Origin of the sequence: Geobacillus jurassicus NBRC 107829 (assembly GCF_001544315.1) — a bacterium.
GTDB lineage: Bacteria > Bacillota > Bacilli > Bacillales > Anoxybacillaceae > Geobacillus > Geobacillus jurassicus.
Genome location: NZ_BCQG01000025.1, coordinates 30325 through 50413 on the forward strand (window position 1 = coordinate 30325; position 20089 = coordinate 50413).

The 20089-nt window shown below is 53.9% G+C and carries 19 protein-coding genes; 15 read left to right on the top strand and 4 right to left on the bottom strand.

What is annotated here, in order from left to right:
* The first annotated feature begins 147 nt into the window (after nucleotides 1-147).
* The gene (locus tag GJ1_RS08860) at nucleotides 148-327 is read left to right on the top strand and encodes a hypothetical protein (protein WP_066231290.1); all 180 of its coding nucleotides are present in this window, start codon (nucleotides 148-150) and stop codon (nucleotides 325-327) included.
* A 145-nt stretch (nucleotides 328-472) separates the two neighbouring features.
* Here GJ1_RS08860 and GJ1_RS17825 read toward each other — a convergent pair whose 3' ends face one another.
* Nucleotides 473-562 (bottom strand): YjcZ family sporulation protein, encoded by a 90-nt coding sequence (locus GJ1_RS17825; RefSeq protein ID WP_021322511.1) that lies wholly within the window; start codon nucleotides 560-562, stop codon nucleotides 473-475.
* Nucleotides 563-783: 221 nt separating this feature from the next.
* On the opposite strand from GJ1_RS17825, the gene GJ1_RS08865 reads away from it, so the two are divergent.
* Nucleotides 784-1629, top strand: a complete 846-nt coding sequence (locus GJ1_RS08865; protein ID WP_066231344.1) for a peptidylprolyl isomerase — start codon at nucleotides 784-786, stop codon at nucleotides 1627-1629.
* A 70-nt stretch (nucleotides 1630-1699) separates the two neighbouring features.
* On the opposite strand, the gene GJ1_RS08870 is transcribed toward GJ1_RS08865, so the two are convergent.
* Complete coding sequence (locus GJ1_RS08870; RefSeq protein ID WP_066231294.1) at nucleotides 1700-2122, bottom strand: HIT family protein; 423 nt, start codon at nucleotides 2120-2122, stop codon at nucleotides 1700-1702.
* Between the two features lie 467 nt (nucleotides 2123-2589).
* On the opposite strand from GJ1_RS08870, the gene GJ1_RS08875 reads away from it, so the two are divergent.
* From GJ1_RS08875 to GJ1_RS08910, 8 genes are all read left to right on the top strand, one after another.
* The gene (locus GJ1_RS08875) at nucleotides 2590-3327 is read left to right on the top strand and encodes an ABC transporter ATP-binding protein (RefSeq protein WP_066231298.1); all 738 of its coding nucleotides are present in this window, start codon (nucleotides 2590-2592) and stop codon (nucleotides 3325-3327) included.
* Nucleotides 3324-4538: an ABC transporter permease gene (locus tag GJ1_RS08880; RefSeq protein ID WP_066231301.1), complete on the top strand. Its 1215-nt coding sequence runs from the start codon at nucleotides 3324-3326 to the stop codon at nucleotides 4536-4538. Before GJ1_RS08875 ends, GJ1_RS08880 begins: the two co-directional genes overlap by 4 nt.
* A 151-nt stretch (nucleotides 4539-4689) precedes the next feature.
* A complete protein-coding gene (locus GJ1_RS08885; RefSeq protein ID WP_066231304.1) occupies nucleotides 4690-6090 on the top strand; it encodes a hypothetical protein in 1401 nt (466 codons plus the stop codon).
* A gap of 203 nt (nucleotides 6091-6293) precedes the next feature.
* Complete coding sequence (gene hemE, locus GJ1_RS08890; protein WP_066231307.1) at nucleotides 6294-7331, top strand: uroporphyrinogen decarboxylase; 1038 nt, start codon at nucleotides 6294-6296, stop codon at nucleotides 7329-7331.
* A 17-nt stretch (nucleotides 7332-7348) separates the two neighbouring features.
* Nucleotides 7349-8299, top strand: coding sequence for a ferrochelatase (gene hemH / locus GJ1_RS08895; RefSeq protein ID WP_066231310.1), 951 nt, complete (start codon nucleotides 7349-7351; stop codon nucleotides 8297-8299).
* The gene (gene hemY, locus GJ1_RS08900; RefSeq protein WP_066231312.1) at nucleotides 8292-9731 is read left to right on the top strand and encodes a protoporphyrinogen oxidase; all 1440 of its coding nucleotides are present in this window, start codon (nucleotides 8292-8294) and stop codon (nucleotides 9729-9731) included. Before hemH ends, hemY begins: the two co-directional genes overlap by 8 nt.
* A gap of 311 nt (nucleotides 9732-10042) precedes the next feature.
* On the top strand, nucleotides 10043-10615 hold the full coding sequence (locus GJ1_RS08905) for a TetR/AcrR family transcriptional regulator (RefSeq protein ID WP_066231315.1): 573 nt from the start codon (nucleotides 10043-10045) through the stop codon (nucleotides 10613-10615).
* Nucleotides 10616-10687: 72 nt separating this feature from the next.
* On the top strand, nucleotides 10688-13072 hold the full coding sequence (locus GJ1_RS08910) for a YhgE/Pip family protein (protein ID WP_066231318.1): 2385 nt from the start codon (nucleotides 10688-10690) through the stop codon (nucleotides 13070-13072).
* 286 nt (nucleotides 13073-13358) lie between these two features.
* Here GJ1_RS08910 and yhfH read toward each other — a convergent pair whose 3' ends face one another.
* The gene (yhfH, locus tag GJ1_RS17830; RefSeq protein ID WP_083509981.1) at nucleotides 13359-13496 is read right to left on the bottom strand and encodes a protein YhfH; all 138 of its coding nucleotides are present in this window, start codon (nucleotides 13494-13496) and stop codon (nucleotides 13359-13361) included.
* Between the two features lie 151 nt (nucleotides 13497-13647).
* On the opposite strand from yhfH, the gene GJ1_RS08915 reads away from it, so the two are divergent.
* The 5 genes from GJ1_RS08915 (at nucleotide 13648) to GJ1_RS08935 (ending at nucleotide 19086) form a co-directional block, all read left to right on the top strand.
* The gene (locus GJ1_RS08915) at nucleotides 13648-14382 is read left to right on the top strand and encodes an MBL fold metallo-hydrolase (RefSeq protein ID WP_066231347.1); all 735 of its coding nucleotides are present in this window, start codon (nucleotides 13648-13650) and stop codon (nucleotides 14380-14382) included.
* A 136-nt stretch (nucleotides 14383-14518) separates the two neighbouring features.
* Complete coding sequence (locus GJ1_RS08920) at nucleotides 14519-16063, top strand: fatty acid--CoA ligase family protein (protein ID WP_066231320.1); 1545 nt, start codon at nucleotides 14519-14521, stop codon at nucleotides 16061-16063.
* Nucleotides 16064-16190: 127 nt separating this feature from the next.
* Nucleotides 16191-17198, top strand: a complete 1008-nt coding sequence (locus GJ1_RS08925) for an ABC transporter substrate-binding protein (RefSeq protein ID WP_066231323.1) — start codon at nucleotides 16191-16193, stop codon at nucleotides 17196-17198.
* 132 nt (nucleotides 17199-17330) lie between these two features.
* Complete coding sequence (locus GJ1_RS08930) at nucleotides 17331-18323, top strand: ABC transporter permease (RefSeq protein WP_066231350.1); 993 nt, start codon at nucleotides 17331-17333, stop codon at nucleotides 18321-18323.
* Nucleotides 18289-19086: an ABC transporter ATP-binding protein gene (locus GJ1_RS08935; protein WP_066231326.1), complete on the top strand. Its 798-nt coding sequence runs from the start codon at nucleotides 18289-18291 to the stop codon at nucleotides 19084-19086. The genes GJ1_RS08930 and GJ1_RS08935 overlap by 35 nt, the downstream gene beginning before the upstream one ends.
* A 57-nt stretch (nucleotides 19087-19143) precedes the next feature.
* Here the strand turns inward: GJ1_RS08935 and dat are convergent, their stop codons facing one another.
* Nucleotides 19144-20007: a D-amino-acid transaminase gene (dat, locus tag GJ1_RS08940; protein WP_066231330.1), complete on the bottom strand. Its 864-nt coding sequence runs from the start codon at nucleotides 20005-20007 to the stop codon at nucleotides 19144-19146.
* Nucleotides 20008-20089: the final 82 nt, after the last annotated feature.

Genomic DNA, 20089 nt, shown 5'->3' on the forward strand with positions numbered 1-20089 from the left:
ATATATTTTATCGGATTTGTGCGCATTCACCAATAGAAAAATCGGTCCGTGCCGGAAACAGAAAAAAAGATTGATTTCCGGCTGCGAACGATGTAAAGTTAAAACCATGGGCCGCGTTTGGCGAAGATGAAGAGGAGGGGAACAGCTTTGGCGCTTTATTTCATCCCCCTGGCGGTTACGGTCTTATTTTTTATCAACCAGCTCACTCACTCGCTTTGCGCGCAGCGCGACATCCCGGAGGAGCAGCAGCCGGCGGTTTTTCGCACGATCAATGTCCTTATTACGATTTTATTAATCTCTTCTTACTTTGAAGTGTTGTTTACGTGACTTTTCCCTGCTCTTACGGTTGATGCGGGGATTTGTATGTTTCCCTTTTGATGGAGCGAGTTCGGTTGCCGTCGCCTTTGCTTTCGTTTCGAGGAGGGCGGCAAAAAAAAAAGGGTGCCCCTGGCGCGGGAGCACCCTCTTTCGTTTAGTAGATGACGCAGGCGCAGCCGACGATGATTAACAAAATAAACAGCACAACAATCAACGCAAAGCCTCCGGAGTAAGGTGCGCTCATCGTAACACCCCCTTTCGGCAAGAAGAAGCCTGCCGAGCGCTTCATCCTCATCATATGTATGGCAAGCGTGCATGTTATGGGCGGATGACTAAAGCGGAAAGAGGTTTTTTTTTCGCCTGAAATATGGTATAGTTATTGTCGTGATTGAAAAGGCAAGCATGCTCTGTTTTGCGGAGGCGAAACGCGCAAATCGAAAAAAAGACATAGGGGTTGTGAAACGAATGAAAAAATGGATGATGGCCGCTGCCGTCGTTTCGCTTATGGCTTTGTCGGCCTGCAATAACGGCGATTCGGAAGCAATTGTGGAAACGAAAAACGGAAACATTACGAAAGACGAGTTTTACAATGAGATGAAAGAGCGCGTCGGCAAGTCCGTCCTTCGTGATTTGATCGACGAAAAAGTGTTAAGCAAAAAATACAAGGTGACCGATGAAGAGATCGACCGCGAAATCGAACGAATCAAGGACGCGTACGGAACGCAATATGATTTGGCCGTGCAGCAGAACGGAGAGAAAGTGATCCGTGAAATGGTCAAGCTCGATTTGCTGCGGACGAAAGCAGCCGTGGAAGACATTAAAGTGACGGAGAAAGAACTTAAGGAGTACTACAACAACTACAAACCGAAAATTCGCGCCAGCCATATTTTAGTGAAAGATGAAAAAACGGCGAAAGAAGTGAAAGCGAAGCTCGATAAAGGCGAAGATTTCGCGAAGCTAGCCAAAGAATATTCGCAAGATCCAGGCTCGGCGTCCAACGGCGGCGATTTAGGCTGGTTTGGCCCTGGGAAAATGGTCAAGGAGTTTGAAGAAGCCGCCTATAAGCTGAAAGTCGGCGAAGTGAGCGATCCGGTGAAAACGGATTACGGCTACCATATCATTAAAGTGACGGACAAAGAAAAGAAAAAATCGTTCAACGAAATGAAAGACGAAATTGCGTTTGAAGTCAAACGGAACAAGCTTGATCCTGCGACGATGCAGTCAAAAGTGGACAAACTGGTGAAAGCTGCCGGTGTTGAGATCAAAGACAAAGATTTGCAAGACGTGATCGACGAGCAAGGAAAACAGTAAAACGGAAGCGGGACATCCCTGCTTCCGTTTTTTATTTGTGGGCTTGACCTTTCTGCTGTTCAACGGGAGATCATCCGATTTGTTCGCGGATTGTGGCCGCGATCGCCTGCAAGTCAGCGGCCGTATAGTCGCTTGCGTGCGATTTCCAGACTGCGCCAAACCCATCCCCTTTGCCGTAGCGAGGAATGAGGTGAAGATGGTAATGGAACACCGTCTGCCCCGCTTGCTCGCCATTGTTGTTCAATAGGTTGAGCCCGACCGGGGAAAACGCTTGCTTGAGCGCATTGGCGATTGCCGGCACTGCGCGAAACAGCTGGCCAGCCGCCTCCGATGTGAGGGTGAAAATGTTTTCCGTATGTACTTTTGGGATGACAAGTGTGTGCCCTTTCGTCACTTGGCTGATGTCCAAAAACGCGAGCACATGGTCGTCTTCGTACACTTTCGCCGCCGGCAGCTCACCGTGAATGATTTTGCAAAAAATGCAATCGCTCACTGCGGTCACCCTTTCCTTCCCGTTTTCTCCATTTTACCATAAAAAAACCGGGATGTAATCCCGCAACGCAGGGCTACATCCCGATTGGTGAAAAGGGGAGAGGATGATTCAAGCAAATGTGCGTTTGATGAACACCCCATTTGCGGCAAAAGTCGTTTCGGCGTGAGCGCTTCCTTTGTTCAACGTGACCATCCCCTTTGGAGAGGTCGTTGCTTCCCAGCAACGAATGCGATGGTCGCTCCCTAGGAACGTTTACAACGTCTTGCGGCTCACAACGGTGTCTTTGACGAACACCCCATTTCGGATGGATCGTTCATCAATGTTTTGATTCCTCATCCCCTCTTCGCTATTTATCATGCCCGGCTTGAGTGGATTTATGCAAAAGAACGGTGTGATCTTTTTTTTGGTAGGAGAGGCGATTGTTTGGTACAATGGGGACAAACATCAGAACGGAAAGGGAGCGTACGATGACGCTTTTGCAGGTGGAGGGTCTATCCGGAGGCTATACGGCGCAAAATGTGCTTGAAGATGTGACGTTTGCAGTTGGCCGCGGCGAAATGGTGGCGTTGATCGGTTTAAACGGAGCGGGCAAAAGCACGACGATCAAACATATTATCGGGCTGATGGAACCGCGCCGCGGCGCGATTTCCATCAACGGCCATCGGCTTGCGGACGGGCCGGAAGTGTATCGAAGGCAGTTTGCTTTTATTCCGGAAACGCCGGTGTTGTATGAAGAATTGACGCTCGAGGAACATTTGCGGCTAGCGGCGATGGCGTACGGGTTGAGCGAAGAGGAGTATGAACGCCGCCTTCCGCCGCTGCTTCGCGAATTTCGGTTGGAGCAGCGGCTTTCCTCGTTTCCGTCTTATTTTTCCAAAGGAATGAAGCAAAAAGTGATGATTGTATGCGCCTTTTTGCTTGAACCGCCGCTTTATATCATCGATGAGCCGTTTCTTGGACTCGATCCGCTTGCGATTCATGCCTTGCTTGAGCGAATGAACGAACAGAAAGCGAAGGGGGCAGGCATTTTGTTGTCGACGCATATTTTGGCGACGGCAGAGCGGTATTGCGATTCATTCGTTATTTTGCACAACGGCCGCGTCAGAGCAAAAGGAACGCTCGATGATATTCGCCGCCAGTTCGGGCTGCCCAATGCAACGCTTGATGAACTGTATATTGAACTGACAAAGGACGATGCGTCATGATCGATGCCCGCCGTCTTTGGCAGCAGCGCTTCCGCTTGGAGTGGCAAAAGCGGATCCGCTATTTGCGCTATATGTTCAACGACCATTTGCTCGTCGGCTTGATCATCGTGCTTGGCGGCATAGCGGTGATGTACGAGCGTTGGGCGTCGTCGCTTCCCGACTCGTTTCCGTATCCGGCGATTGCGGCGGTCGTGTTCGGTTGGGCGGCGGCCGCCGGGTCGGTGCGCACCTTGTTTCGCGAGGCGGATGCGGTGTTTTTGTTGCCGGCGGAAGAGCAGTTGCGGCCGTATATTCAGCGGGCGTTTTTGTTCTCATGGCTATGGCAGGCGTACGGCCTTTCTTTGCTTTTGCTGTTGGCTGGACCGCTTCATGCCCGGTTTTCTCCGGTGCCATGGCCGCTTTTTTTGCTTGGTCTTTTCTGCTTCAAAGGATGGAGCTTATGGGCTGTTTGCAAAGGAAGCTATATCGCTGAGCCGTCGTTTCACCGCTTTAGCGCATTCGCTCGCTTCAGCTTAGCGGCGGTGTTTGTGTATTTGGTGCTGGCGGGAGCCTCATGGCCGTTTTTTGTCGTTGTCGTCGGGCTGGTGGCGGTTCTTTCCACCTATTTGTCACGGCTGGTGAGAGGGAAAACGTGGAAATGGGAACGGATCATCGCCGAAGAACAGCGGGCGGCAAGGGCGTTTTACCGTCTGGCCAACTTGTTTACCGACGTTCCGGAATGGCGGGAGACGGCGAAGCGGCGTCGTTGGCTTGATCCGTTGCTCGCATTGATCCCGTATGGCGAGCGGCATGTCTTTTTTCATTTGTATGTCCGCACGTTTTTGCGCGCCGGCGGGTATGCTGGTCTGTATGTCCGCCTCACCGCGATTGGAAGCGTCCTGCTCACTGTAGTCGATCACGAATACGGGCGGGCGGCCATTGTGTTTTTGTTTCTTTACGCGACCGCTGTTCAACTGGCCGCGTTGCCTTCCCATCATCGCTATTCGCTATGGCCGCGGCTGTACCCGTTGCCGCAGGCGCAGCCGGTTGTTGCGGCGGTTCGGCTGCTTTCCATTCTGCTTATCGGGCAAAATACGGTATTTCATCTCGTGCTGTTGGCTGTTTCCCCGCGCCTTCTTTGGCTCGCCACTTGGCTTGGCGGAAACATATGGGGGCTTTGGGCGGCGGGGCGGTACGTTCGCCCGCGGCGCGGGCGGAAAGCCGGACGCTAGCGCTGTTTACGCTGGCGCCGGCGTTTTTCTTTTTGTAACGGGGCGCTGCGGGCTTTCACACCTTTTTTCCCGCTTCATATGCTGTAGTACACCGGCCTGGGCGCATGTCCAGCGGGCCGGGCTGGAAGTTGGGAAGAAAGGGGAATGGTTCATGGGTGTAGAGCTTGTGGCGCTGCACTGGATTTACTTGCTGTTCATCGTGCTCATTATTGGGTTTATGGTCGCCCGCAAAGATACATCGCTCATTTGCATTGCCGGCATCTTTTTGTTGGCGGCGGTCGCCACCCATTCGTTGAGCGCGGCGGTCAGCGGGGTGTTTAACAGCTTTATTTATGCCATTACGGAGCTGTTGCCGACGATTTTAGTCATCTCCATTATTGTGGCAATGAGCAAAGTGTTATCGGCCACCGGCATCAACGACGTCATGATCTCGCCGTTTGTCCGTTTCATTCGCACGCCGGCTTGGGCGTATTGGACGATCGGGATTTTGATGATGGTCATTTCTTGGTTTTTCTGGCCGTCTCCGGCCGTTGCTCTTATGGGGGCGGTTTTGTTGCCGGCGGCGGTCCGCGTCGGGCTGCCGGCGTTAGGAGTGGCGATGGCGATGAACTTGTTCGGGCACGGCATCGCTCTTTCCGGCGATTTTGTCATCCAAGGGGCGCCGAAATTAACGGCTGATGCCGCCGGGCTGCCGGTCGGCGATGTCATCGCTGCCAGCGTGCCGCTCGTCTTTGTCATGGGAGTTGTCACGACCATTACTGCGTTTTATTTTTTGCGCCGTGACATGAAACGAGGGCGTTTGACGAGCGGAGACGCAGAAATTGCTGCAACGGTCGATTCAATGCTGGAAAAAACAAGCCATTTAATGACGGGACAAACGAAAAAATGGCTCGCGTTGCTGATTCCGGTTTTGTTCGCCCTTGATGTCATCGCGATGTTTTATTTGCGGCTGCAAGGCGGGGAAGCGACCGCCTTGGTCGGTGGGACGGCGATTTTCATTTTGATTCTCATCTCTGTTCTCGCCCATCGGCAAGAAAGCTTTGCGGAAGTGACGAATTACTTTATTGAAGGGTTTCAGTTCGGATTTAAAGTGTTCGGCCCCGTTATTCCGATCGCTGCGTTTTTCTATCTTGGCGATGCGGGGTTTGTGAAAATCATCGGTGACTATTTGCCGCAGGCGTCGCAAGGCATCGTCAACGATTTAGGAGTCGCCTTGGCCCATGCAGTGCCGTTGAACAATGAGGTGGGGGCGGTTACGCTCACGGTCGTCGGCGCGGTTACCGGTCTCGACGGCTCGGGGTTTTCCGGCATTTCGCTCGCCGGTTCGGTCGCTCATTTGTTTTCTGTAGCGATTGGCGGCGGAGTGGCGACGTTGACGGCGCTCGGCCAAATCGCTGCCATTTGGGTCGGCGGCGGTACGCTCGTTCCGTGGGCGCTCATTCCGGCGGCAGCAATCTGCGGGGTCGATCCGTTTGAGCTGGCGCGCCGCAACCTCATTCCTGTTGCTGTCGGCTTGGTGGTCACGACCGTTGTCGCCATGTTCCTCCTTTGAAGAAAAAGCTGTCCCGTGCAGGCGGGGCAGCTTTTTTGCTATAATGGGCATGGACTTGAAAATCGGTCGATTTTTTGACAGTTCGCCTTCTTCTCTATACATTGGGTGCAGAAAGCTGTATAGTGAAAAGGAGATAGGCAACGTTTAAAGATAAGAAAATGCGAAACCAGTGATGGGATTGGATGAAAGAAAGGCGGATGGAGATGACCCGACAGATCAACGATACATTTTTACGCGCCTGCCGCGGCGAACAAACGCCGTATGTGCCGGTTTGGTATATGCGTCAAGCCGGGCGGTCGCAGCCGGAGTATAGGGCGCTGAAAGAAAAATATTCGCTGTTTGAAATTACGCATCAACCGGAGCTTTGCGCGTACGTCACGAGACTTCCGGTTGAGCAATATGGCGTCGATGCCGCTATTTTATATAAAGACATTATGACGCCTCTGCCGGCGATCGGCGTGGATGTCGAGATTCAGGGCGGCGTCGGGCCGGTGATCGCCAATCCGATCCGCTCGCTCCAAGATGTTGAGCGGCTCGGGGAGATCGATCCGGAACATGATGTGCCGTATGTGTTTGAAACGATTCGGCTTCTTGTCAACGAGCAGTTGGATGTGCCGCTCATCGGGTTTGCCGGCGCGCCGTTTACGTTGGCGAGCTACATGATTGAAGGCGGTCCGTCAAAAAATTATCATAAGACGAAAGCGTTCATGTACGCTGAACCGAAAGCGTGGTTCGCCTTAATGGACAAGCTCGCTGAGATGACGATCCGCTATGTGCGGGCGCAAATTCGGGCGGGAGCAGGTGCCGTGCAAATTTTTGATTCTTGGGTTGGCGCTGTCAATGCCGACGATTACCGGACGTTTATCAAGCCGGCGATGGCGCGCATTTTTGCCGCTTTGCGCGAAGAAGGCGCGCCGCTTATTATGTTTGGCGTCGGCGCCAGCCACTTAGTGCATGAGTGGAACGACTTGCCGCTTGATGTCATCGGTCTTGACTGGCGACTGTCGATTCGCGAAGCGCGCCGTCAAGGCATTGCCAAAACCATTCAAGGCAACTTGGATCCGGCGGTGCTTCTTGCGCCATGGGATGTGATCGAAGAGCGGGTGAAGCGCATTTTGGACGAAGGGATGGAACGGCCGGGCTATATCTTCAACTTAGGCCATGGCATTTTTCCGGACGTTCAGCCGGCGACGCTGAAACGTCTGACCGCTTTTATCCACGAATATACGTCAACGAACTAAACGAGGGGGGTGGCACAATGGCGAAAAAAACGGTGGGGCTGCTCGTGATGGCGTACGGAACGCCGTACCGGGAAGGCGATATCGAACGGTATTATACGCACATTCGCCATGGGCGCAAGCCGCCGCAAGAACAAATTGATGATTTAAAAGCGCGCTACCGGGCGATCGGCGGGTTGTCGCCGCTCGCCAAAATCACGAAAGAGCAGGCGAAACGGCTTGAGGAGCGGCTGAACGAAGTGCAGGACGAAGTCGAGTTTCGCGCGTATTTAGGGCTCAAACATATTGAGCCGTTCATCGAAGATGCGGTCGAGCGCATGTATGATGACGGCATCAAAGAAGCCGTTGGGATCGTTCTTGCTCCCCATTATTCCACGTTCAGCATCCGCTCGTACAACGAGCGGGCGAAAGCGGCAGCGGAAAAACTTGGCGGCCCGGTCATTTATACAATTGCCCAATGGTATGATGAGCCGAAGTTTTTGCAATATTGGGCTGAACAAGTGAAGCGAATTTTCGACGCGATGCCGGAACAAGAGCGGGAAAAAGCGGTGCTCATCGTATCGGCGCACAGTTTGCCGGAAAAAATCATCGCGGCGGGTGATCCGTATCCGAAGCAGCTCGAAGAGACAGCAAAACGAATCGCTGAGCAAGCCGGCGTCGCCCACTATGCCGTCGGCTGGCAAAGCGCCGGCCAGACGCCGGAACCATGGCTTGGGCCGGACGTGCTAGACTTGACGCGCCAGCTTCATCAAGAATGCGGCTATACGTCGTTCGTGTACGCGCCGGTCGGTTTTGTCGCTGATCATTTGGAAGTGCTGTATGACAATGACATTGAATGCAAACAGGTGACAGAAGAGATCGGCGCCCGTTATTATCGGCCGGAGATGCCCAACACGAATCCATTGTTTATTGATGCGTTGGCGGCGGTTGTGTTAAAGCGGTGGGCGGAAGAAGGCGATCAACGTGAATGAAGGGCAACGGACGGTCGTCATCGTCGGCGGCGGCATTACCGGCTTGACGGCCGCTTACTACTTGCAAAAAGCGATTCGAGAGCAACGCCTCCCGCTTACATGCAAACTTGTCGAGGCGACGCATCGGCTCGGCGGAAAAGTGCAGACGGTCGTCCGCGATGGGTTTGTCATTGAGCGCGGCCCAGACTCGTTTTTGGCGCGGAAAACGAGCGCGTTTCGCCTTGTGAAGGAAGTCGGCCTCGAACATGAGATCGTTCATAACGCAACCGGAAAGTCGTACATTTTGGTCAACGGCAAACTTTATCCAATTCCAGGCGGAGCGGTAATGGGCATTCCGACGCGCATCGCCCCGTTTTTAACGACCGGACTGTTTTCCCCGGCCGGCAAGTTGCGGGCGGCGCTTGACTTTGTGTTGCCGCCGGTGAAAGCGGATGGCGATATGCCGCTTGGCCGCTTTTTCCGCCGCCGCCTCGGCGATGAGGTGGTGGACAATCTCATCGAACCGTTGCTTTCCGGTATTTACGCCGGCGACATCGATGAGATGAGCCTAATGGCGACGTTTCCGCAGTTTTTCCAGCTTGAGCAAAAATATGGAAGCCTTGTTCGTGGCGCGAGACGAACGACGCCGAAAGAGCAAAAAGAGCGAAAAGGGGCGTTCCAGACGTTAAAAACGGGCTTGCAGTCGCTCGTTGATGAAGTGGAAAAACGGCTTGAGCCGGGCAGCGTCATTAAAGGGGTGCGCGTCGAGCGGATCGTTCGCCCTGATTCGACGTATCGGCTGCAACTGAGCACAGGCGAGGTGTGGGAGGCGGACAGCGTCATCGTGACGACGCCGCATCATGTTGTGCCGGACATGTTCGCGGACTATCCGTTTTTCGCCTCGTTCCGTTCGGTGCCGTTGACGTCGGTGGCGACGGTGGCGCTCGCATTCCCAGCGAAGGCGATCCGCCAAGACATTGATGGCACCGGATTTGTCGTTTCGCGCCGCAGCGATTACACGATGACAGCGTGTACATGGACGCATAAAAAATGGCCGCACACCGCGCCGCCCGGCAAGGCGCTTTTGCGCGGCTACGTCGGGCGCCCGGGCGATGAGGAGATCGTCGACCAGTCCGATGACGAGATCGTCCGCGTCGTATTGGATGATTTAAATAAAGTGATGAACATTGTCGGCCAACCGGAGTTCGCCGTCATCTCGCGCTGGAAGCGGGCCATGCCGCAATACACGGTCGGACACTGCGAGCGGCTGGCGTACATTAAGCGGCAGATGGCTGCCGCGCTGCCGGGTGTGTTTTTGGCCGGCAGCTCATACGAAGGGCTCGGATTGCCGGATTGCATTGACCAGGGTGAAAAAGCGGTCCACGATGTGCTTGAGTATTTGCGGCCGGCAGCGGTCGAGCGGGCATCTAATATGTATAGCAACGTCCATTAACAGACAACTTTTAAACGGCCGAACGGTTCGCTGTTTCAGTCCGATGCCAGACGCTCGGCCGTCCGTCTTTCTATGGAAATGCGCGTGCCCTGGTTGGCCATTTTCATGCCCGGGTGGAGTGCGAAACGCGCTCACGAATGTTTTGGGTGAAAAAAGACGAGCGCTGCTTGTCGCCTTCGGATGGCGGAAGCGATTGGCTTCTGAGGCAAAAGGCCACGCTTGTTTCAACCTTTACATCGAGGCAGATTCTATGATATGATAAATACGGATTGACCAAATCGTTCATTTAGTCAGTTTGAAGGATGAGGGATATGGCAAGCGACCGCAAACGGCAAATCATCGAAGCGGCGGCCCAATCGTTTGCCGCTTTTGGCTACAAGGCGACGACGATGGAGCAAATCGCAAAGCTCGCCAACGTCGGCAAAGGGACGATCTATACGTTTTTTAAAAGCAAAGAGGAACTGCTCGATGAAATCGTCTCCGGATTGATTGTGGAAATCAAGGCGGAAGCGGAGCTGGCGATGGATCCGTCGCTGCCGTTTTTCGAAAACGTCCACCGCGCCTTGTACCGTATTTTGGAATTTCGCCAGCGCCATCAGCTGACGGCGAAGCTGCTTCAAGAAGTGCGCAATATCGGTACGGCGGCGGTGCAGGAAGTGCTTGCCAAACTGGACCGGGCGATGGTCGAGTTCATTCGGCAAAAAATTGATGCGGCGGTGGAAAAAGGGGAGATTCGCCCGTGCAATTCGGAAATTACGGCGTTTTTGATGCTCAAGACGTACATCGCCTTGATCGTCGATTGGGAAAAAGATCATGAACCGTTGACAAAAGAGCAAATTGCTGAATTGTTTGCGCTATATTTTTTGCAAGGATTGTCGAAGTAGATAATCCTCTTTTTTTGTCGGAAATTGACCATATGGACAATTTGGTCATTTGTGCAAAGGAGGAAATGTCTGATGCTGTTGAAAGAACTGCAGTCCATTGTGTTCCGCCCAAAAGTGCTCATTCCGATTTTGGCCGTTTTGCTCATTCCCCTTCTCTACAGTGGGTCATTTTTATGGGCGTTTTGGGATCCGTACGGGCATTTGGACCGTCTGCCGGTCGCTGTCGTCAATGAAGACCAAGGAGCTAAGCTTGACGGCGAAGCGATGCATCTCGGCGACGATGTCGTCAAGCGGTTGAAGGAAAAGGATTCCTTTTCTTGGCATTTCGTTGGTCGGAAACAAGCGCTTCAAGGGTTGAAAAATGGAGACTATTACATGGCGGTCATCATCCCGCATGATTTTTCCGCCAATGCGACGACTGTGCAGAATGAAGCGCCGAAGCCGCTCCGCCTCACGTATATCCCAAATGAAGGAGCGAACTATCTCGTCGGAAAAATCGGCGATTCGGCCGTTTCGGCTATTAAAGAAGAAATTGCCAAAAATGTAACCAAAGCCTATGCGGAAACGATGTTGTCGAAAATGAAAGAAGTTGGAAAAGGATTGGAAAAAGCGAGCGAAGGAGCTTCCCGGCTTCGTGATGGAATCCAAACGGCCGAACAAGGCAGCCGCAAGCTAGTCGAGGGGATGGATGCGGCTGAACAAGGCAGTGCCCGCTTGGCCGCAGGGGCGGAAAAAGCCGAGGACGGTGCCGCTCAATTATCTGGCTACTTAGCTGAACTCGCCGAGAAATCAGTGGTGTTTGAAAACGGACTGCAATCCGTAAGCGACGGGGCAACGCAAGTGCAAACTGGCGCGGCCGCATTGCGAGACGGCCTCGGGAAGCTTGCTGACGGAAGCCGCCGCTTGGCTGATGGGGAACAACAAGCGCAAACCGGCGCCGCTGCGCTGGCGGCGGGTCTCCATGAATCGCTAAATGGTATGAAAACATTGCAATCCCGTCTTCCCGTTCTAACCGACGGAGCAAACATGGTGAATGAAGGAGCTGGGCAATTGGCGCAAGGGATGGCAGTGTGGAAACAAAAAGCGGGAGAGGCTGCGGCCGGTGCGGATAGAGTGAGCGAAGGATTGCAGCAATACGCCGCAGGATTGCAGGAGTTGGCTGAAAAAGCGAGCGACCCAGAGCAAAAAGCAGCGCTACAAGCATTGGCGCAACAGCTGCAGCCGCTTGTCGAAGGAAGCCAAGCCGTGGCGGCCGGCGTCGGGGAACTGGCCGAGAAAGCCGGACAGCTTCAAAGCGGTGCCGCTCGTCTGGCCGATGGCGCATCATCGCTCGCGAGCGGGCAACAAGCGGTGCAGGAGGGGATCGGGAAGATCGCCAACGGACAGCAGCAACTTGCGGCCGGGGCTGATCGATTGGCCGGTGCCCAGCAAAAATTAACGGACGGGGCAAACGAGCTGGCTGGGCAGCTCGAGCGGGCTTATCGCGGGGCGCAGACGCTTGCTGACGGCAGCAGTCGGTTGGCTGAAGGAGTGAATGAACTCGCCAATGGATCAGGCCAGCTCGTTTCCGGAACGCGCCAATTGGCTGATGGGGCAGGAGAACTGTCCGATGGTGTCGGCGCGGTGGCGGCCGGCGCATCATCGCTTCATCAAGGTGTGGAACGCCTTTTCCGCGGCGGCCAGTCGTTATCATCCGGATTGGTGGAGTTGGAGAAAGGATCAGCCGAGTTGGCGAATCGGTTGGATGAAGGAGCAAAAGATGCCGCTGGCGTTCAGGCCAACGAGCATGTCTATAACATGATTGCCGATCCGGTAAAAAACGATAAGCGCCCGCTCCATCATGTGCCGAACTATGGCACTGGTTTTGCTCCGTACTTTTTGTCGCTCGGATTGTTTGTCGGCGCGTTGCTGCTGACAATCGTCTTTCCGCTGCGCGAGCCGGTCGAGCGGCCGGCGTCGGGTGTCGCCTGGTTTTTCGGCAAATGGGGTGTGCTCGTTTTGGCTGCGGCGGCACAAACGTTGCTGGCCGACGCGTGGCTATTGTATGGGCTTGGGTTACACGTGCAAAGCGTCGGGCGTTTTCTGTTGTTTACTTGGATCATCAGCATGACGTTTATGATGATCGTCCAATTTCTTGTCACCTTGTTTGACAACCCGGGCCGATTCCTCGCCATTTTGTTATTGATCGCTCAGCTGATCGGAAGCGCCGGCACGTATCCGATTGAGCTCGTTCCGGATGCGCTTCAGTCGCTCCATCCGTGGCTGCCGATGACCCATGCGATCCGCGGGTTGCGAGCGGTCATTTCAAGCGGCGATTTCTCGGTCATGTGGAAGGAAACGGAGATCTTGCTTGCGACGGCTGCGGTCTTTGCCTTGGCGACGCTCGCGTATTTTCTCCTTCTGTATCGCCGCCGTTGGGGAGTATGGACAGAAACGGAACGAGCAGCTCAAGCGTGATGATTGAACCATAAAGGCCGTCTCGAAGGCGTCCCGAAAAGATGGGGGCGCCTTTTCATATTGACCAATATCGGAAAATGGCTGAAAGGAAAACCATTTGCTGGGGGGCTTATGGCGAAGGGGATATAGAACAGATGCGTGCGACGACACCTTTGACATTGGCAAAAAAAAAAAAAAATGCCTCCCAGCTGCGGAGGCCGTTAAAGAGAAAAGGCAGGCTGCATTGGGGAACAGCCTAGCGCCGGCGGGGCAGCCGGCGTCGTGACGCAGGAAATGTCCCGCTCACCTATTGGCGGTAAGCGGCGCCTAGGCAGTCAGAGCACGTGTTGCCGTAGCATTCATGCTGCTCGTCAATTTCTTTGCCGCAGTGCATGCATTTTTTTGGCGGTAAGTTTCTGAAAAATTCCAACACTTTCACCAACATTCCGATCCCCTCCGTTGTCTTGGTAGTTTTATTGTATTATAACACAAAGTGGAATGTCAATAGGTGTTTTAAAACAAAAATCAACAAAGATGAAAAAATGGGCGCGGTTGTGTATGATGGAGACAAAACGGATGAAAGGAGAGAAAAGAAAGTGAAAGTAACGGTCATCGGCTATTGGGGAGGGTTTCCCGCCGCCAATGAAGCGACATCGTCTTATTTGTTCGAGCACGATGGATTTCGCCTGCTTATCGATTGCGGGAGCGGGGCGCTCGCCAAGCTGCAAAATTACACGACTGTGGAAAACTTGGATGCGGTCATGATCTCCCATTACCATTACGACCATATCGCCGACATCGGTCCGCTCCAATACGCGCGCCTCATTCAGAAAAATTTAGGGGCTAGCTTGCCTGTCTTGCCGATTTATGGCCATGCGGAAGACGAGGCGGCGTTTTTCCGCCTGACGCACGACGGCATCACTGAAGGGATCGCCTATGATCCGAACAAGACGCTGGCTGTTGGGCCGTTTTCGCTTGCCTTTATGAAAACCGTTCACCCTGTGCCATGCTACGCTATGCGCATCTCCGCCGGCGGCAAGACGGTCGTTTATACGGCTGATTCAAGCTACATACCGGAGTTTATCCCGTTTGCCAAAGGAGCGGACTTGCTCATTTGCGAGTGCAACTTTTACGCCGGGCAAAACGCGGCGCCGGCTGGGCATATGACGAGCGAGGAGGCGGCGGCCATTGCCGAGGGAGCAGGCGTCGGGGAATTATGGCTGACGCATTTGCCGCATGTGGGCCGGCATGAGCAGCTTGTCGACGAGGCCAGTCGGACGTTCCGCGGTGTCATTCGCCTCGCCCGCACTGGCTTAACGTGGGCGCGATAGGACATCATCAAAAAAGAACAGCGAAGGAAACGCTTTCCCTTGTTCTTTGCTGTTCTTTTTTTTATAATGAATATAGTTCGAATTTTTTTACTTATAAAATGAATGGTCATTCATTCATTTTGGGGGAGGAGCTTATATGAACGTAACGACGCGGTTGGCGCAAATCGCGAAACAGTTGCCGGACAAGGAAGCGTATGTGTTCATGAAAGAGCGGCGCACGTATCAGCAATTGAATGCTGCGGTGTCACAGTTTGCCGATGGCTTGGCGCAGCTTGGCGTTCGCCGGGGCGACCATATCGCCTTGTTGCTTGGCAATTCGCCGCAGTTTGTCATCGGCTTGTACGGGGCGTTGCGGCTTGGGGCGACCGTCATCCCGATCAATCCGATTTACACGCCTGAGGAAATTGCCTACATTTTGCATAACGGCGACGTCAAAGCGGTGATCGGCCTCGATTTGCTCGCTCCGTTGTTTGCCGAGGCGAAAAAGCGTTTTCCGTTGCTTGAGCATGCGATCGTTTGCGAAACGCCGGAAGGGAAGGAGAAAGGGGGTTCGCTGTCGGAGGGAATGAAATCGTTTGCAGAAGTGTTGGCGGCCGGCAGCCCGGATTTTACCGGACCCGAGCTCGATGATGACGATGTTGCCGTCATTTTGTACACGTCAGGGACGACCGGCAAGCCAAAAGGGGCGATGCTCACCCATAAAAACATATACAGCAACGCCCAAGATACGGCCGATTATTTAGGCATCAACGAAAACGACCGCGTCATCGCCGCCTTGCCGATGTTTCATGTCTTTTGCTTGACCGTGGCGCTCAATGCCCCGCTGATGAACGGCGGAACGGTGCTCATCATGCCAAAGTTCAGCCCGTCGAAGTTGTTCCAGCTGGCCCGCGAGGAAAAAGCGACGATTTTTGCCGGCGTGCCGACCATGTACAACTTCCTTTACCAGCATGAGGGAGGAAGCGCAGACGATTTGCGGACGCTCCGCCTTTGCATCTCGGGCGGCGCTTCGATGCCGGTCGCCTTGCTTGAAAACTTTGAGAAAAAGTTCAATGTCATCATCTCGGAAGGGTACGGGCTCTCGGAGGCGTCCCCTGTCACCTGCTTCAATCCGCTCGACCGGCCGCGCAAACCCGGTTCGATTGGAACGAGCATTAAAAACGTTGAAAATAAGGTCGTCAACGAATACGGAGAAGAAGTGCCCGTCGGTGAAGTCGGCGAGCTCGTCGTCCGCGGCCCGAACGTCATGAAAGGGTATTACAAAATGCCGGAAGAAACGGCGGCCGCATTGCGCGACGGTTGGCTGCACACCGGCGATTTGGCTCGCATGGACGAGGACGGCTATTTCTATATCGTCGACCGAAAGAAAGAGATGATTATCGTCGGCGGCTACAACGTGTACCCGCGCGAAGTCGAAGAAGTGCTATACAGCCATCCGGATGTCGTTGAAGCCGCGGTGATCGGTGTGCCGGACCCGGATTACGGGGAAGCGGTGCGGGCGTGCGTCGTCTCGAAAAATCCAGAGCTGACGGAAGCGGAGCTCATTGCCTACTGCCGCGAGCGGCTGGCGAAATATAAAGTGCCAAGCGCGATTGACTTTTTGGACGAGCTGCCGAAAAACGCCACAGGAAAAATTTTGCGAAGAACGTTAAAAGAACGGCTCGCTTCTTTCCATGCTTGATGGTGCTGAATTTTCAGCGCCTTTTCTTTTTTTTGAATAGTATATTGAAAACGAGGAGAGAAATTTATATAATTTAACACATAAAAGTTTAAAAGGGCTAAATTTTTCTACATAGGGGGATGGGATCATGGGCCAATCGATCCGGCGGCTCGCCGCAGTGTGTGCGGCCAGTTTTTTGTTGCTTGGCGGCTGCGGCGGCGCGAAAGAGACGGGAAGCAACCAGGGAAGCGGCGGACAGAGTGGAAAAGAAAAGACGTACAAAATTGGGGTGACGCAAATTGTCGAGCATCCTTCACTTGATGCGGCGCGCAAAGGATTCCAACAGGCGTTAAAAGACAAAGGGCTGTCCGTTGAGTATGACGTGCAAATCGCCCAAGGCGACCAAAGCAACAACCAAACGATCGCCAACAATTTTGTCTCCGACGGCGTCGACTTGATCTTCGCCAACTCAACGCCAAGCGCGCAGGCGGCGCTCAACGCGACGAAAGACATTCCGATCGTGTTCACCTCGGTGACCGACCCAGTCGGCGCCCAGCTTGTCCAATCGATGGAAAAACCAGGCGGCAATGTGACCGGCACAACGGATACGCACCCAGAGGCCATTCCGAAAACGGTGCAGTTTATTGATAAATATATCAAAGGCAACCGCGTCGGCATGGTGTACAACGCCGGCGAACAAAACTCCGTCGCCCAAATCGAACAAGTGAAAAAGGCGATGCAAGGAACCGATTTGCGAATCGTTCCGGTATCCGTATCGACGTCGTCGGAAGTGAAGCAGGCGACCGAGTCGCTCGTCGGCAAAGTCGATTGCCTGTACATCATCACTGACAACACCGTCGTCTCGGCGCTCGAGTCGGTGATTCAAGTGGCGAATGAACACGACATTCCGCTTTTTGTCGGCGAATTGGATTCGGTCAAGCGCGGCGGCTTTGCGGCGTATGGGTTTGACTATTATGACATCGGCTACGAAGCCGGGGAAATGGCGGCGCAAATTTTGCAAGACGGCAAAAAGCCGGCCGATTTGCCAGTGCAATATCCGCAAAAATTGAAGCTTGTCATCAACAAAAAAGCAGCAAAAGAAATGGGCATCGAGCTCAATCCGGAATGGGATTCCATTGCGGAATATATTGAATAGGCAGCCGTCCCTCCTTCTATGAAGGAGGGGTTTGTTTCCAAGAAAATAGGAAAAGTGCGTTTTTGCACTCAATGTGTCAAATGCGCCTTCGGTGTGTTTCCGAAAAGGTAGGTGAAAGTTGTGTGGACAGCGATGTTCAGTTCTGTCGAAGCCGGCTTGATTTACGCCGTGATGGCGCTTGGCGTCTATTTATCATTTCGCATTTTGGATTTTCCCGATCTAACGGTTGACGGCAGCTTCGTCACCGGTGCGTCCGTCGCGGCCGTGCTCATTGTCAATGGAGCCAACCCGTTCGCCGCCTCAGCCGCGGCGCTTTTGGCCGGCTTTGCCGCCGGGGTGTTGACCGGACTTTTGCATACGAAAGGGAAAATCAATCCACTGTTATCCGGCATTTTAATGATGATCGCTTTGTATTCGATTAATTTGCGCATTATGGGCAAATCGAACGTGCCGCTGTTGCAGCAGGAAACGGTCATCACGAAAATCACCGCCGTCTGGCAGAAAGTCGGGCTCGATGCGGCGCTCAACCACCTCGTTTCCTTTACCGGCTTTGCGCCGCGGACATGGGCGGTGCTTGTGTCAATGGCGATTGTGGCGCTGGTGGTCAAAGGGCTGTTGGATTGGCTGTTGAAAACGGAAGTGGGGATTGCCTTGCGGGCGACCGGGGACAACAAACCGATGGTGGCCAGCTTTTCCGCCAACACCGATTGGCTGATTGTGTCTGGCCTTGGTCTATCCAACGCGCTCGTTGCTTTTTCCGGAGCGCTCGTCGCCCAATACGGCGGATTCAGCGACGTTGGGATGGGAATCGGGATGATCGTCATTGGGCTGGCTTCGGTCATCATCGGCGAGGCGTTGTTTGGCGCCCGCTCCGTCGCGCGCGCGACGTGGGCGGTGATCGGCGGCGCCATCGTCTACCGTCTCATTTTGGCGCTCGCTTTGCGCGTCGAGTTTTTGGAGACGGGGGATGTGAAATTAATTACCGCGCTCATCGTCATGCTCGCGCTCGTCGTGCCCAATGTTTTGGCGGCGCAAAAAGAGCGGCAGCGGAAAAAACGGAGAGCGCGGCAGTTGGAGAGGGGGGAGACCGTTGCTGGAGCTGAAACGAATTACAAAAGTGTTTAATGAAGGAACAGCTGACGAGAAAATTGCTTTGCGCGGCGTCGATCTGACGTTGGCTCCCGGCGACTTTGTCACTGTCATCGGCAGCAACGGCGCCGGGAAATCGACGCTCATGAACATCATTTCCGGACGGCTGTCCCCCGATATCGGCGAAGTGTGGATCAACGGCCGCAATGTGACGGCGCTTAAGGAGCATGCGCGCGCCCGCTACATCGGCCGCGTCTTTCAAGACCCGATGGCCGGCACCGCCCCGCATATGACGATTGAGGAAAATTTGGCGCTCGCCTACAATCGGACGAAGCGGCGCACACTGCGTTTCGGTGTTACAAAGCAAAAGCGCGAATGGTTTCGGGAAACGTTGCGAACGCTCCATTTAGGGCTTGAAGACCGGCTCACCGCCAAAGTCGGGCTTCTTTCCGGCGGGGAGCGGCAGGCGCTTTCCTTGTTGATGGCGACGTTTACGAAGCCGGACGTGCTTTTGCTTGATGAGCATACCGCCGCCCTCGATCCAGCGCGCGCCGAGCTTGTCACCGAGTTGACGAAGAAAATTGTTGAGCGGCACAACTTGACGACGCTCATGGTGACGCACAACATGGAGCAGGCGATCCGCCTTGGCAATCGGTTGATCATGATGGATGGCGGGCAAATCATTTTTGCCGCAGAAGGAAAGGAGAAAGAGGAACTGACGGTCGAGCGGCTGCTTGAGGCATTCCAACGCATCCGCGGCAGCCAGTTCGCGAGCGACCGCACCGTGCTCAGCTCATAAAACGAAACGAGGTGTCCCTTCTTGGCAAGGGGACACCTCTTCTGTTCGGTCGGCCGGTCAAATCGTTTTGGTTGCCGGTTGTGTCGCTTGTCGGTAAGCGGCTTGCAGCGCCTTCGTCACCGCCCCCGGCTCGCCGTTTCGGATCACCGTTTCGTCGACTTGAATGATCGGGATAATCGCTGACGTCGTGCTCGTTAAAAACAGTTCGTCCGCTTCGGCGAGGTCGTTGGTGGAAAACGCTTCTTCAACCAATGGGATGTCGAGCTCAGCGCAAAACTGCTTCACTTTCATGCGGACGATGCCGTTTAAAATCCGCTCAGTGGCCGGATGAGTGTACACCGTTTCATTTTTGACAAGAAAAATGTTTGACGAACTGCCTTCGGTTACGACGCTGTCGCGATGGAAAATCGCTTCAAACGCCCCGCGCTCGACCGCTTCCTGTTTAGCCAATACGTTCGGCAGCAAGTTCAAGCTTTTGATATAGCAATATTCCCAGCGGACATCTTTTGTCAAAATCGCGCGCACGCCGTGCGCCATTTCCTCGGTTTTCCGCGCCATCGGCTGGATGTAGGCGTACAAATTCGGGCGTTTTTCGGCTGGGAACGCATGGTTGCGCGGGAAACTGCCGCGCGTCACTTGCAAATACAAAATCGCATCTTCTTGCACGTCGTTGAGGCGGCGAAGCTCCTCAAGCCGTTCGATGAGCTCTTCGCAGCCAAACGGAACGGATAGGCGAATGGCGGCCGCCGAACGGTACAGCCGGTCAAGATGCTCGCGAAGCCAAATGTATGCCCCGCTATATAAGCGGACGACTTCGTAGACGCCGTCGCCAAATTGCAAGCCGCGCTCTTCCATCGGATATGTTACTTGTTCATACCGGACAATGCCGCGTTCGGTCAATACATACGGTTTGACTGACATGGACGTGCACTCCTTTTTTTGCCGCAAATCATTCAATATTATATCATAGAATGAAAGTGTTGACATATGTTCGGGTTGCGAA

Excerpts from the sequence above, each read along its gene's own strand:
- GJ1_RS08910 (WP_066231318.1), top strand. The coding sequence starts at position 10,688 with ATGCTGTTGAAAGAACTGCAGTCCATTGTGTTCCGCCCAAAAGTGCTC.
- GJ1_RS08875 (WP_066231298.1), top strand. The coding sequence starts at position 2,590 with ATGACGCTTTTGCAGGTGGAGGGTCTATCCGGAGGCTATACGGCGCAA.
- hemE (WP_066231307.1), top strand. The coding sequence starts at position 6,294 with ATGACCCGACAGATCAACGATACATTTTTACGCGCCTGCCGCGGCGAA.
- GJ1_RS08925 (WP_066231323.1), top strand. The coding sequence starts at position 16,191 with ATGGGCCAATCGATCCGGCGGCTCGCCGCAGTGTGTGCGGCCAGTTTT.
- GJ1_RS08920 (WP_066231320.1), top strand. The coding sequence starts at position 14,519 with ATGAACGTAACGACGCGGTTGGCGCAAATCGCGAAACAGTTGCCGGAC.
- yhfH (WP_083509981.1), bottom strand. The coding sequence starts at position 13,496 with ATGTTGGTGAAAGTGTTGGAATTTTTCAGAAACTTACCGCCAAAAAAA.
- GJ1_RS08880 (WP_066231301.1), top strand. The coding sequence starts at position 3,324 with ATGATCGATGCCCGCCGTCTTTGGCAGCAGCGCTTCCGCTTGGAGTGG.
- GJ1_RS08905 (WP_066231315.1), top strand. The coding sequence starts at position 10,043 with ATGGCAAGCGACCGCAAACGGCAAATCATCGAAGCGGCGGCCCAATCG.
- dat (WP_066231330.1), bottom strand. The coding sequence starts at position 20,007 with ATGTCAGTCAAACCGTATGTATTGACCGAACGCGGCATTGTCCGGTAT.
- hemH (WP_066231310.1), top strand. The coding sequence starts at position 7,349 with ATGGCGAAAAAAACGGTGGGGCTGCTCGTGATGGCGTACGGAACGCCG.
- GJ1_RS08865 (WP_066231344.1), top strand. The coding sequence starts at position 784 with ATGAAAAAATGGATGATGGCCGCTGCCGTCGTTTCGCTTATGGCTTTG.
- GJ1_RS08930 (WP_066231350.1), top strand. The coding sequence starts at position 17,331 with ATGTTCAGTTCTGTCGAAGCCGGCTTGATTTACGCCGTGATGGCGCTT.
- GJ1_RS17825 (WP_021322511.1), bottom strand. The coding sequence starts at position 562 with ATGAGCGCACCTTACTCCGGAGGCTTTGCGTTGATTGTTGTGCTGTTT.
- GJ1_RS08885 (WP_066231304.1), top strand. The coding sequence starts at position 4,690 with ATGGGTGTAGAGCTTGTGGCGCTGCACTGGATTTACTTGCTGTTCATC.